General features: G+C 70.2%; 14 protein-coding genes and 1 other RNA gene. 10 read left to right on the top strand and 5 right to left on the bottom strand.

What is annotated here, in order from left to right; genetic code table 11:
• Positions 1–122 precede the first annotated feature (122 nt).
• Entirely contained in the window at positions 123–1,331 is a 1,209-nt protein-coding gene (locus AC2VOK_RS08840) for a Fic family protein (RefSeq protein WP_428900138.1), read from the bottom strand.
• Between the two features lie 311 nt (positions 1,332–1,642).
• On the opposite strand from AC2VOK_RS08840, the gene AC2VOK_RS08835 reads away from it, so the two are divergent.
• Genes AC2VOK_RS08835 through AC2VOK_RS08820 form a run of 4 tightly spaced genes read left to right on the top strand, consistent with a single transcriptional unit; the run spans position 1,643 to position 4,453 of the window.
• Positions 1,643–2,761: an epoxide hydrolase family protein gene (locus AC2VOK_RS08835; protein ID WP_428900140.1), complete on the top strand. Its 1,119-nt coding sequence runs from the start codon at positions 1,643–1,645 to the stop codon at positions 2,759–2,761.
• A 57-nt stretch (positions 2,762–2,818) separates the two neighbouring features.
• Positions 2,819–3,061 (top strand): type II toxin-antitoxin system VapB family antitoxin, encoded by a 243-nt coding sequence (locus tag AC2VOK_RS08830; protein WP_407689549.1) that lies wholly within the window; start codon positions 2,819–2,821, stop codon positions 3,059–3,061.
• Positions 3,058–3,495: a type II toxin-antitoxin system VapC family toxin gene (locus tag AC2VOK_RS08825; protein ID WP_428900137.1), complete on the top strand. Its 438-nt coding sequence runs from the start codon at positions 3,058–3,060 to the stop codon at positions 3,493–3,495. Before AC2VOK_RS08830 ends, AC2VOK_RS08825 begins: the two co-directional genes overlap by 4 nt.
• Before the next feature lie 19 nt (positions 3,496–3,514).
• Positions 3,515–4,453 carry a cobalamin biosynthesis protein gene (locus tag AC2VOK_RS08820; protein WP_428900136.1) on the top strand — a complete coding sequence of 313 codons (939 nt, stop codon included), beginning with the start codon at positions 3,515–3,517 and terminating at the stop codon, positions 4,451–4,453.
• Here AC2VOK_RS08820 and AC2VOK_RS08815 read toward each other — a convergent pair.
• From AC2VOK_RS08815 to AC2VOK_RS08805, 3 genes are read right to left on the bottom strand one after another with little or no spacing between them, the layout of a single operon-like run.
• Positions 4,435–5,277 carry an SURF1 family cytochrome oxidase biogenesis protein gene (locus tag AC2VOK_RS08815; protein ID WP_428900135.1) on the bottom strand — a complete coding sequence of 281 codons (843 nt, stop codon included), beginning with the start codon at positions 5,275–5,277 and terminating at the stop codon, positions 4,435–4,437. The genes AC2VOK_RS08820 and AC2VOK_RS08815 overlap by 19 nt on opposite strands.
• A complete protein-coding gene (locus AC2VOK_RS08810) occupies positions 5,277–5,774 on the bottom strand; it encodes a low molecular weight protein-tyrosine-phosphatase (RefSeq protein ID WP_428900134.1) in 498 nt (165 codons plus the stop codon). Before AC2VOK_RS08810 ends, AC2VOK_RS08815 begins: the two co-directional genes overlap by 1 nt.
• On the bottom strand, positions 5,767–6,414 hold the full coding sequence (locus tag AC2VOK_RS08805) for an HAD-IA family hydrolase (RefSeq protein ID WP_428900139.1): 648 nt from the start codon (positions 6,412–6,414) through the stop codon (positions 5,767–5,769). Before AC2VOK_RS08805 ends, AC2VOK_RS08810 begins: the two co-directional genes overlap by 8 nt.
• An 87-nt stretch (positions 6,415–6,501) precedes the next feature.
• Between AC2VOK_RS08805 and cobC the strand changes: the two genes are divergently transcribed.
• From cobC to rnpB, 6 genes are all read left to right on the top strand, one after another.
• Positions 6,502–7,548, top strand: coding sequence for an Rv2231c family histidinol phosphate aminotransferase CobC (gene cobC / locus AC2VOK_RS08800; RefSeq protein ID WP_428900133.1), 1,047 nt, complete (start codon positions 6,502–6,504; stop codon positions 7,546–7,548).
• Positions 7,545–8,693 carry a Nif3-like dinuclear metal center hexameric protein gene (locus AC2VOK_RS08795; protein ID WP_428900132.1) on the top strand — a complete coding sequence of 383 codons (1,149 nt, stop codon included), beginning with the start codon at positions 7,545–7,547 and terminating at the stop codon, positions 8,691–8,693. The genes cobC and AC2VOK_RS08795 overlap by 4 nt, the downstream gene beginning before the upstream one ends.
• Positions 8,690–9,427: a zinc ribbon domain-containing protein gene (locus tag AC2VOK_RS08790; protein ID WP_428900131.1), complete on the top strand. Its 738-nt coding sequence runs from the start codon at positions 8,690–8,692 to the stop codon at positions 9,425–9,427. The genes AC2VOK_RS08795 and AC2VOK_RS08790 overlap by 4 nt, the downstream gene beginning before the upstream one ends.
• On the top strand, positions 9,424–10,545 hold the full coding sequence (locus AC2VOK_RS08785; protein WP_428900130.1) for a bifunctional RNase H/acid phosphatase: 1,122 nt from the start codon (positions 9,424–9,426) through the stop codon (positions 10,543–10,545). Before AC2VOK_RS08790 ends, AC2VOK_RS08785 begins: the two co-directional genes overlap by 4 nt.
• Before the next feature lie 281 nt (positions 10,546–10,826).
• Entirely contained in the window at positions 10,827–11,468 is a 642-nt protein-coding gene (locus tag AC2VOK_RS08780) for a class I SAM-dependent methyltransferase (RefSeq protein WP_428900129.1), read from the top strand.
• Between the two features lie 61 nt (positions 11,469–11,529).
• Positions 11,530–11,933: RNase P RNA component class A (gene rnpB, locus AC2VOK_RS08775), an RNA gene on the top strand.
• A gap of 23 nt (positions 11,934–11,956) precedes the next feature.
• Here rnpB and AC2VOK_RS08770 read toward each other — a convergent pair.
• The coding region (locus AC2VOK_RS08770) for a CHAD domain-containing protein (RefSeq protein WP_428900128.1) at positions 11,957–12,342 on the bottom strand (386 nt) is incomplete at its 5' end.

Here is a 12,342-nt window from a genome sequence, read left to right as displayed (position 1 = left end):
CTTTACACACCAGCGGTCGGCGGTTCGATACCGTCCGCGCCCACCAGCGTTGATGCAGATCGCCCCGCCGGGAGTCGGCATTCTCGGCATCGCCCGTGGACCTTTGGGTGGTGCGCGGGCGGCTAGGCGGTGGGTCCACGCCGTCCGGCGCGCACAGCGAATGCGTCAAGTGCGCCCAGGACCTCGGGTGCGCGCCAGGCCCGGTTGCGGGCGCGGTCGGTGAACTCGACGATGATCCCAGCGTCGGCGAGGGGATCCACGTATCTGCGTGCATTCCCGGTCGAGATGCCCAGTTCACGCTGGAGCACCCGCGCGTTGAACACCGGCTGTTTGATCAGCAAGTCCGCAACTCGGTGAACTGCCGAGTCGCGGCGGGCAGTGATCTGTGAATCCCAGGTTGCGCGTATCGACCGCAGATCGGCGACCAAGTGCCGACCGTTCGCGACCGCCGATACCGAGGCGGCGGAGAGACTTTCGACTATTGGTGCAGGGTCGCCCTCCCGATAGGAGCCGAGCGCGCCGAAATATGCGTCGGTGTCGGTGAGCAGTCCTGCGGAGACGGGGACGGTGATTTGCCGGGTCAGCCGCTTGTTGCGGAGCATCGCCTGAATCAGCGCGCGTCCGGTACGCCCGTTGCCGTCCGGGAAAGGGTGGACAGTCTCGAACTGCGCGTGCGCAATCGCGACCTGCGGCAGCGTTGGGACGTCGTTCCGCCGGGAGAATGTCAGCAGGTCTGCGATGGCGGTGTGGACACGCTCGTGATGAGGAGCCACAAAGTCGGCCCCGCGGGGACCGAAGTTGCCGCCGCCTCTCCAGACTTGCTCGGTACGCCATTTTCCGGCCATGTCCGGATGGCTGCCGCGCATCAACGCGGTGTGCATGGCAAGAATCGCATCCTCGTCGATTTGATCCGCCAGTGCGATGGCAGCTTTCATCGCTTCGGTGTTGCCGACGATCATCGCCGCGTTGCGACGGCTGGTGTCGCCCAGCGTCTCGGCTTCGGCAATGGTCCGCGCCGACGCGGTGAGGTTTTCGATATTCGAGCTGGCTGCCGACTCCGTCCTCAGCAGTATCGACGCGAAAGGGGCGACCTCGTCGCCGAGTTCAGCGTCGAACCGTGCGATCTCATGGCTGGCTTCTTCGGCATCGGCGAGCACCCTCGCGGGCAGCGCGACATCCAGGTCTGCGATGGTGGCGGGTATGGCAGCCTGGTATTCGCCGGTCTGACGTTGCGCCGCCCGCAGATCGGCCAGCTGATAAGTGGTTTCAGTCGGCAGCCCCCAAGTAAGCGTCTCGTAGTCGACAGCGGTTCCGCCGCTGAGTGATGCCATACCGCCACCGTAGCATCACTTAGCGAAGTAACTGATGCTAACGCTGTGTTATCGCATCACGTGCGGCTCTCCGGAAAGGCGTGACCGAAACCCCCGCAGTGCCAAGAGTGTGCCAGGATGGGTGAACACAACTCGGCACTGTGTGGCCGCAGCGGACACACGCGAGCCGCTGGCCTGGGCGTTCCCGGACTCCGCGGCATGGAGTAAAACGAGACAGACGGCCCGCCCGGGTTTGACACACCAGCGGTCGGCGGTTCCATACCGTCCGCGCCCACCAGCGCGATGCGACGATGACGAGGGGCGGTGAGGCCGTGCAACCGTTCCGCATCGACATTTCCGACGATGTCCTGCAGGACCTGCGCACGCGCCTGGCGCGCACCCGCTGGCCCGAGGCCGAATGCGTGCACGACTGGAGCCAGGGCATCCCGTTGGATTACACCCGGGCGCTGGCCGGTTACTGGGCCGACGGATACGACTGGCGCTCGCGCGAGGCCGCGCTCAACCGCTTCGAGCAGTTCACCACCGAGATCGACGGCCTGGACATCCATGTCATCCATCAGCGCTCGTTGCACGAGGACGCGTTCCCACTGCTGATCACCCACGGCTGGCCCGGCTCGGTCGTGGAGTTCCACAAGGTGATCGAGCCGCTGACCAACCCGGCGTCCGGGCGCGCCGAGGACGCGTTTCACGTGGTGTGCCCGTCGCTTCCGGGTTACGGATTCTCCGGGAAACCCAGCAGCACCGGGTGGGGCGTCGAACGGATCGCGCAGGCGTGGGAGACGCTGATGGGCCGCCTGGGCTACCAGCGATACGGCGCGCAGGGGGGCGACTGGGGCGCGGCCGTCACCACCCAGATCGGCCGGAATCGCGGCCGCTGCGCCGCCATCCACCTCAACATGCCGATCGGGCGGCCGACCGCCGCGGCGCTGGAGAACCCGACCGAAGAGGAACAGCGGGCCCTGGCCGCGTTGGCCGAGCACCGCAAGTGGGGCACCGGCTACTCCAAGCAGCAGTCCACCCGGCCGCAGACACTGGGCTATGGGCTCCTCGATTCGCCGGTAGGCCAACTGGCGTGGATCGTGGAGAAGTTCTGGGCCTGGATGGATTGCGACGGCAACCCGGAGAACGTGCTGACGCGAGACGAGCTGCTGGACAACGTCATGGTGTACTGGGTGACCGGCACGGCCGCCTCCTCGGCCCGTCTGTACTGGGAGAGCTTCCGGTCCTGGGGCAACCTGGATCGTGTCGAATTGCCCACGGGCGTCGCGGCTTTCCCTGGTGAGCTGTTGAAGCCGCCGCGGTCCTGGTGCGAACCCGTCTACAACATCACGCACTGGACGGCCATGCCGCGCGGCGGGCATTTCGCCGCGTTCGAACAGCCGGAGCTGTTCGTCGACGACGTCCGCGCGTTCTTCGCCACTGTTCGCTGAGCGGCCCCGGTGCCCGACGGGATATGGCTGTATGGCTGAACTGATAAGGTCAGCCATATGAAGACCACCGTGAATCTCCCGGACGAGCTGTTACGCGAGGCGCAACAACTCGCCCGCCGGGAGCAGACGACTTTGCGGGAGTTGATCGAGAGCGGCCTGCGCGCGGTGATCAAGCAGCGCTCCGGCGCCGAGTCTTTCGTACTCACCGACGCCAGCGTCGACGGGCAGGGCTTGCAGCCGGCGTTCCGCGGCGCCTCGTGGGAGAAAATCCGCGACGAGATCTACGCCAACCCGGCATGATCGCCGTCGACACCAATATCTTGGTCTATGCCCATCGGCGGGACTCCGAGTTTCACTCGGCCGCGTCCGCACGTATCAAGACCCTTGCCGAAGGCAAATCCGCATGGGCGGTTCCCTGGCCATGCCTGCACGAATTCTTCGCGATAAGCACACACCCGAAGATCTACAGCCCGCCGAGTTCGCAGAGTCAAGCCATCGCACAAGTCGATGCGTGGCTGGAATCGCCTTCCCTGTCCGTGCTCGGCGAGCCCGCGGGCTACTGGCAACGGCTCAAGACGATGCTCGCTGCCGGGAAGGTCATCGGCTCGATGGTGCACGACGCGCACATAGCGGCATTGTGCGCGGCGCACGGCGTGCGCGAATTATGGTCCGCTGATCGAGATTTCGGCAGGTTCGGCTCCGCAGTCGTGGTGAGGAACCCGTTGGTTGGCTAACGGCAGAAACCCTCGCCACATGCGGATCACCCGCAGTGCCGGCGTGCTGGCCGGCTATCTGGCCGACGTCGTCCTGGGTGACCCGAAGCGCGGTCATCCCGTTGCCCTGTTCGGCGGCGCCGCGGCCCGGTTGGAGCGGGTGAGCTACCGCGACAGCAGGGTTGCGGGGGCAGCTCACGCGGGCGTGCTGCTCGCTGCGGTGAGCGCGCTGGGCGCGACCGCGGGCCGGGCCGGCGACCGCGGCGGCCGGGCCGGGGCGATCGCGACCACCGGGGCGGCCACCTGGGTGGCCCTGGGGGGAACATCGCTGACGCGTACCGGCCTGCACATGTCGGGGCTGCTGGATCGCGGCGACGTCGACGCCGCGCGGGCGCTGTTGCCGGCGCTCTGCGGGCGCGACCCGGCCGCGTTGGATGTGGCGGGCCTGACGCGCGCGGCGCTCGAGTCGGTCGCCGAGAACACTTCCGACGCCGCGGTCGCCCCGCTGCTGTGGGCGGCGGCGGGCGGCTCGCCCGCGGTGCTGGCCTACCGGGCCGTCAACACCCTGGATTCGATGATCGGCTACCGCTCGCCGCGTTACGCCCGGTTCGGTTGGGCAGCAGCGCGATTGGACGATGCGGCGAACTATGGCGCGGCGCGGGTGACCGCCGCTCTGGTGGTGGCGTGCGCGCCGCTGGTGGGCGGATCGCCGTCGGGTGCGGCGCGGGCATGGCGCCGCGACGCCGCCGCCCACCCCAGCCCCAACGCCGGCGTGGTCGAGGCGGCCTTCGCCGGGGCGCTGGGCGTGCGGCTCGGCGGGCCCACCCGGTATCGGCACGAGCTGGAGGTGCGGCCCTCTCTCGGAGACGGCCGGGAGCCCGGCGTGGCCGACCTGCGCCGCGCGGTGGCGCTGTCGTCGGTGCTGCAGGCGGCCGCGGCAGCCCTCGCCGCGGCATTGGCCTACCGCCGACGGCCGTAGCGGTCGGCGAGTTTCTCCTCGACGGTCTGCGGGGGCGGTGGTGCCGCGCCGGCCGGCGGCGTCTGTTGCTGCTTTTCCCGGCGGCGGGCCCGCAGCTCGGCGTAGACGAAGTAGCCCAGACCGATCGGCGCGAGGATGCCGAACGAGATCCACTGGATGCCGTAGGACAGGAACGGCCCGGCATCCAGATGCGGAATGCCGACGACGCCGAGCCCGCCGGGCTGGTCCTCGACCAGCTGCAGGTACGACCCGGCCAGCGTGACCCCGGTCAGGGTGGCGACCTGCTCGGTGTTGATCGAATACACCTGCTCGAAGCCGTCTTTGACGAACGGCGCCTTGTCCCGGGCGACCGGTTCGGAGTCGCGAAGGCGTGCCGTGATGGTCACGGTCTGCTGCGGTGCCGGGGGGATCGGGGGCACGTGCGAGCCCTGCTCGGGTCGCACGTAGCCGCGGTCGACCAGGACGGTGGGCCCGTCGTCGACGGCGAACGGTGCGAGCACCTCGAACGCGGGATCGCCCTCGATGACGCGCAGCCGGGCCAGCACCCGAACGTCGGCCAGATAGTGCCCGGTCGCCGTCACCCCGCGCCACTGCGCGTCGGGTGCCGACGAATCCTGATGCGGCAGAAGTGTTCTCACAGGCACCGGGGCGGTGTTGAGGGACTGCTCGATCTGGTGGTTCTCCCGTGTGGTCCTGCTGTTCTTTCCCAGCTGCCACGGCGCGAGCACTGTGAAGCACAGGTAGGTGAAGGCGATGACCACCAGGGCCAGCGCTATCCAGCCCGGCCGCAGCAGGAACGCCAGGCCCCGCGCCACACGAGGCATCAGCCCGGTCCGTTCCGCGCGAGCCGGTCGTCGACCCAGGCGTGCAGGCCGGGCAGGGCGGCCTCGATGACGGTGTAGACGGCCTCGAAATCCTCGTGTTCGCCGTAGTAAGGGTCCTCGACGTCGGGCGTGTGAGCGCCCGATCGCGGGTCGAATGATCGCAGCATCCGCAGCCGCTGCGGCTCCACACCCAGGTGTTGGAGCATCCGCAGATGGTTGCGGCTCATGGCCACCACCAGATCGGCCGCCAAGTGTTCGGGGCCGACCTGGGTGGCGCGGTGGTCGGTGGGGATGCCGTGATCGCGCAGGACGCGGGCCGCCCGCGCGTCGGCGCTGCTGCCGACGTGCCAGTCGCCGGTGCCTGCGCTGCTCACCCGCACCTTCTCGCCCAGCCCGCGCCGCCGCAGCTGGTCGGCGAACATCTTGTCGGCCATCACCGAGCGGCAGATGTTGCCGGTACAGACGAACGTGACGTGCAGCGGCTCGCGGTCAGACACCCAGCACCCTCCGCAGCTCGGCCACCGTCGCCGCGTGCGTGGCACCCTCGCCCAACCCGCCAGGGAAGTCGGACTGCCCGTAGCCCCAGCCCACCACCACGGTGTCGATGCCGTGGTCGGCGGCGCCGGCGACGTCGTGGCTACGGTCGCCCACCATCAGCACGCGCTCGGGCAGCGGCGCCAGCTGCGCCAGCGCGTGGGCCAGGACGTCGGTCTTGGTGCTGCGCGAACCGTCCGTGCTGGCTCCCGCGATCACCTCGAAGTACTCGTCGAGCCCGAAGTGGGCGAGGATGCGCCGGGCCGTCGGCTCGGCCTTGGAGGTGGCCACGGCCAGCCGGACGCCGGCCGCGCGCAGATCGGCCAGCAGCGGTTCGACGCCGTCGAACAGGCTGTTCATCGCCCAGCCCCGCGCGGCGTAGTCGCTGTAGTAGGCAGCGATCGCCTCCTCGGTGTCCTCGCCGAGGCCCAGCGTGCGCAGCGTGGCGTGCATCGGCGGGCCGACGAGCCGGGCGGCCAGGTCACCGTCGGGCACTGCGGCGCCGACCCGTTCCAGGGCGTGCCGGAAGCTGGCCGCGATCCCCTCCGCGGAATCGGTCAGCGTGCCGTCGAGGTCGAAGATCACCAGCTGCGCCATCACCATGCTGCGTGTCACCCGACCATTGTCCCTGATTCCGGTTGTCCCCGACGTTGCTGCGGCCTGCCACGACGGACCACTAGTGTTTCACGGATGGCGAGTCTGCAGCCGAGCCCGCCTGCGGCGGCGCGTTACCACGGTGATGAGGCCGTCGCTCCCGGGATGCTCGATTTCGCCGTGAACGTCCGCGGCGCGCGGCCGCCGCAGTGGCTGGTGCGGCGGCTGGCCCAGCGGCTGGACGACCTGGCCCGGTACCCCGGCTCCGACGACGTGCACCGCGCGCAGGACGCGGTGGCCCGCCGGCACGGCCGCGCCCGCGACGAGGTCCTGCCGCTGGCCGGTGCGGCGGAGGCCTTCGCGCTGTTGAGCAACCTGCGTCCGGCCTGCGCGGTGGTCGTGGCACCCTCGTTCACCGAGCCGGCGGCGGCCTTGACCGCGGCCGGGGTGCCGGTGCACCACGTCGTGCTCGAGCCGCCGTTCACCCTCGTCGGCGTGCGGCCACCGGAGGACGCCGACCTGGTCGTGGTGGGCAATCCGACCAACCCGACCTCGGTGCTGCACACCCGCGAGCAGCTGCTGGCCTGGCGCCGGCCCGGGCGGATCCTGGTGGTCGACGAGGCGTTCGCCGACGCGGTGCCCGGTGAGCCGGAGTCGCTGGCCGGCGAATCGCTGCCCGACGTGCTGGTGCTGCGCAGCCTGACCAAGACGTGGGCGCTGGCCGGGTTGCGGGTGGGCTACGCGCTCGGCGCGCCGGGGCTGTTGGCGCGGCTGAGCGCGCAGCGGGCACACTGGCCGGTGGGAACGTTGCAGCTGACCGCGATCGCGGCCTGCTGTGATCCGACGGCGGTCGCCGACGCGGAGGCGCAGGCGGTGCGGCTGGCGGGGTGCCGCGCCGACATGGCTGCCGGTCTGCAAGCGGTGGGTGCCCAGGTGCTCCCCGGCCGGGGGCCGTTCGTGCTGTTCCGCCACCCGGATGGTATCTGGATACGAGAAGTGTTGAGAGACAAGGGGATTGCCATCCGCCGCTGTGATACATTCGTCGGCTTGGACGAGCGTTACCTGCGGGCGGCGGTGCGCCGCGAGTGGCCGCTGCTGGTCCAGGCCATCTCGGAGGCGACGACGAAAGGGGAACCGCGGTGAGCGTACGACTGTCCCACGTCATCGATGTGCTGGACGAAGCCTACCCGCCGCGGCTGGCCCAATCGTGGGATTCGGTGGGGCTGGTGTGCGGTGACCCCGACGACACGCTGACATCGGTGACCGTCGCGGTGGATGCCACGCCCGCTGTCGTCGACGAGGTACCCGCCGGCGGGCTGCTGCTGGCGCATCACCCGCTGCTGCTGCGCGGGGTCGACACGGTGGCGGCCAGTACGCCCAAGGGTGCGCTGGTGCACCGCCTGATCCGGACCGGGCGTTCCCTGTTCACCGCCCACACCAACGCCGACTCGGCGTCGCCGGGGGTGTCCGACGCGCTGGCCTGCGCCCTGGGCATGACCGTCGAAGCCGTGCTCGAGCCGGTGGCGGTTCACGCCGATCTGGACAAGTGGGTCGTCTACGTGCCGCGGGAGAACGCCGAGGCGGTGCAGGCCGCCGTGTTCGAGGCCGGCGCGGGTCACATCGGCGACTATTCGCACTGCAGCTGGAGCGTCAGCGGCATCGGGCAGTTCCTGCCGCACGAGGGCGCCTCGCCCGCGATCGGCAGCATCGGCGCCGTCGAGCGGGTCGCCGAAGACCGGATCGAGGTCATCGCCCCCGCACGGCTGCGGGCCGGCGTGGGCGCGGCGATGCGCGCCGCCCACCCCTACGAGGAGCCGGCCTTCGACATCTTCGCCCTGCAGCCCTCGCCGGGCGACGCCGGGCTGGGCCGTGTGGGCACGCTACCGGAGCCGGAATCGCTGCGTCACTTTGTATCTCGGGTCGGCGACGCGTTGCCGCAGACCACCTGGGGCGTACGCGCCGCGGGTGACCCCGACATGGCCGTGTCGCGGGTGGCCGTCTGCGGCGGCGCCGGGGACTCGCTCCTGGCCGCCGCGGCGGGCGCCGGAGTTCAGGCCTACGTCACGGCCGACCTGCGGCACCATCCGTCCGACGAGCACCGCCGGGCCTCGGACGTGGCCCTGATCGACGTGTCGCACTGGGCCAGCGAATTCCCCTGGTGTGACCAGGCCGCCGGCCTGTTGCGATCCCGGTTCGGGGCCGCGTTGCAGGTGCGGGTGTGCGGCATTCGCACCGACCCCTGGAACATGGGGCATCGTGGCGACGAGGCCGGGAGGAATCAGCCATGAAAGCCGAAGTGGCGCAGCAGCTCTCGCTGCTCGAATTGTCGCAGCTGGACGCCGAACTGTCCCGGCTCGCGCACCGGTCCACTCACCTGCCCCAGCAGGCGGAATGCGACCGGGTGCGAAGCGATCGCGACGCCGCGCGGGACCGGGCCGCCGCCGTCGCGATCGCGTTGCACGACGTGGACGCGCAGGTGACCCGGCTCGAAGCGGAGGTCGAATCGGTGCGACAGCGCGAGAACCGCGACCGCTCGCTGCTGGCCTCGGGTGCCACGGACGCCAAGCAGCTGTCCGACATCCAGCATGAACTCGAGACGCTGGAACGCCGGCAGGCGAGCCTGGAAGATTCGCTGCTGGAGGCGATGGAGCAACGCGAGGAGTTGCAGGCTCAGCGGGACACCGAGACGACCGCGGCGGATGCGCTGCACGCCGAGTTGGCGGGCGCCGAGCAGGCCCTCGCCGCCGCTCGCGCCGAGATCGCCGAGGCCCGCCGGGTTCATGTGTCGCGGCGCGAGCAGCTGACCGCGGTGCTGGACCCCGCGCTGTCCGACCTCTACGAGCGGCAGCGCGCCGGGGGCGGGCCGGGCGCCGGGCCGCTGCTCGGCCGCCGCTGCGGTGCCTGCCGCCTCGAGATCGACCGCGGGGAGATGTCGCGCATCACCGCCGCCCCCGAGGACGAGTTGATGCGCTGCCCGGAGTGCGGTGCGATCCTGCTGCGGGTCAAGGGCGTCGAGCAGTGAAGGTCGTCATCGAAGCCGACGGCGGGTCGCGCGGCAACCCCGGTCCGGCCGGATACGGCGCGGTGGTGTTCAGCGCGGACCGTTCCACCGTGCTGGCCGAGGCCAAACGCGCGATCGGCCGGGCGACCAACAACGTCGCCGAGTACCGGGGCTTGATTGCGGGTTTGGCGGGTGCCCTGGAACTGGGTGCCACCGAGGCCGCGGTCTTCCTGGACTCCAAACTGCTGGTGGAGCAGATGTCGGGGCGGTGGAAGGTCAAGCACCCCGACCTCAAGGAACTGCACGCCGAGGCACGCGCGCTGGCGTCGCGGTTCGACCGGGTCCGTTACAGCTGGATCCCGCGGGAGCGCAACGCGTACGCCGACCGATTGGCCAACGAGGCGATGGACGGGGCGTCGGACCCGCCGGTCGCCGACCTGCCGGGCGCAGATCCGGCGAGAACCGCCGATCCGGCGAAAACCGCTGCGGCTCAGGCCGCGAGCGCACCGCGATGGACCGGCACGCGCGGCGTGCCGACCAGGTTACTGCTGCTGAGGCACGGGCAGACCGAACTCTCGGCGCAGCGCCGCTATTCGGGCCGCGGCAATCCCGCGTTGACCGAGGTGGGCCGGCGGCAGGCCGGCGCCGCGGCGCGGTACCTGGCGCAACACGGCGGGATCGCGGCGGTGTTCTCCTCGCCGCTGCAGCGCGCGTACGACACCGCGTCGGCGGCGGCCAAGGAGCTGGCCCTCGATGTCACCGTCGACGACGACCTCGTCGAAACCGATTTCGGGGACTGGGAGGGATTGACGTTCTCTGAAGCGGCGCAGCGTGATTCGGCTCTACATCGCCGGTGGCTGCAAGACGCCGGTGCCTGTCCGCCCGGCGGTGAGAATTTCGAGGCCGTGCTCGAGCGGGCGGCACGGGTGCGCGAACGCCTTGTCGCCGCGCACGAAGGGGACACCGTGCTGGTCGTCTCGCACGTGACGCCGATCAAAATGCTGCTGCGGCTCGCGCTGGATGCGGGGCCCGGAATCCTGTACCGGCTGCACCTTGATCTCGCGTCGTTGAGCATCGCCGAGTTCTACTCCGACGGAGGATCTACGGTGCGTCTGGTCAACCAGACGGCCTACCTGTAGCCGGTCGCGCGAGGCGTTGAAAGTGAAACCGGGGCGGCGACACGCCGAAGATCACCGCCCTGGGTTCACACCGAAACCGGGGGCAGCGGCTGACTTATCGTGATCGCGCCCTCGGGGCAGTTGGCTGCGGCGTCGGCCGCCTGCAAATAACTCGCGCAGCGCCTCGTACATCGGCTGCGGCTCCGCCAGACCCTTCGCCGTCTGGTCGACGAATCCGTTGGCTTCTGTCATCCGGTCACCGTGGCACCACGCGGCCCCGTGGGCAATGGCATGCTCGCGGTATGGCCCATTCACACGACAACGACGACAGAGCCCAAGACGCACGCCAGTTCTGGGAAGAGCGCTACAGCTCGTCCGGGAGGACGTGGAGCGGGCGCGTCAACGCCCAACTCGCCGCGGCGGCGGCCGACCTGCCACCGGGCCGGGCCCTGGACCTCGGCAGCGGCGAGGGCGCCGACGCGCTGTGGCTTGCCGAACGCGGCTGGCGGGTGCTGGCCGTCGACGTCTCGGAGACCGCGCTGCGGCGCGCCGCCGATGCGGCGGCCGAGCGAAACCTGCAGGAATACATTGACTTTCAATGCCACGACCTCAACGAGAGTTTCCCGGACGGGACGTTTGACCTGGTGTCGGCCCAATATCTGCACTCGCCTGCGCGACTGGACCGCGAGGCGGTGCTGCGGCGGGCGGCCGATCACGTCGCACCCGGCGGGGTGCTGCTGATCGTGGACCACGGCGAAGCCCCGCCCTGGGCCAAAGAGCACCTGCACCGGTTTCCCGGAATCGAGGAGGTGCTGGCGTCGTCGGGTCTGGACGCTACCTGGACGCGGCTGCGGGCCGAGCAGGTCGAGCGGGAAACGCTCGGCCCCGACGGTCAGCCGGCGACCCTGGTCGACAACGTCATCGTGCTGCGGAAAGCCGGGTAGCCCCGCGGCGGGGAGCTGCTGGCCCCGGCGTGGTGCTGCGGGTACCGTAGAGCGTCGCGGACGAGTTGGCCGGGCGGCCGCGGATCGCCGCGAGGCGGTTCGAGGAAAGTCCGGACTTCACAGAGCAGGGTGATTGCCAACGGCAATCCGAGGTGACTCGCGGGACAGTGCCACAGAAAACAAACCGCCACCCTCGCGGTGGTAAGGGTGAAACGGTGCGGTAAGAGCGCACCAGCATCCCGGGTGACCGGGGTGGCTAGGCAAACCCCACCCGAAGCAAGGTCAAGAAGGCCGCACCGCAAGGTGCGGCCGCGCAGGCGTTCGAGGGTTGCTCGCCCGAGCCTGCGGGTAGACCGCTCGAGGCACCCGGCGACGGTGTGTCCAGATGGATGGTCGCCGCCCTGCCGCCGTTGGCCACGCCGCGGCGGCAGGGAACAGAATCCGGCTTACAGGCCAACTCGTCCGCCCGCCTTCGCGGCCGGTGCGGCTCAGCGTTGCGCTTTGCGCACCGACTTGTCCAGAGCCCGCAGCGCGTCGTCGACCTGCCGCTCGCACGTCTGGGCCAGGTCGGCCTCCTGCTGGTAGAGCAGGCCGTAGGTGAAGGTGTCCTCCCCGGCGGCATGCGCGGCGTCGGCCTGCGCCAGCAGGTGTTCGCGGCTGACCACGCTGTCCTGGTGCTCGCCCAGCAGCGTCTGGATCGCCTTCGCCCGCTCGGACACCTCCGCCGCGCCGGTCGCGGCCCCGGTGTAGCGGAGTCGCTTGGCGCGCTTGCGGATCCGGTGCAGTGCTTCGTCGCGATGCTCCTCGGGAGCCCGGGCGGCCGCCTTTGCGGCCCTGCGCACCTTCTGGTAGGCCGCATCGATGGTCACCGGCG

The sequence above is a fragment of the Mycobacterium sp. TH-M116 genome (genome assembly GCF_057473685.1).
Note: the sequence above shows the minus strand (reverse complement) of the source record. Positions and strands in the feature narration are given on the sequence as shown.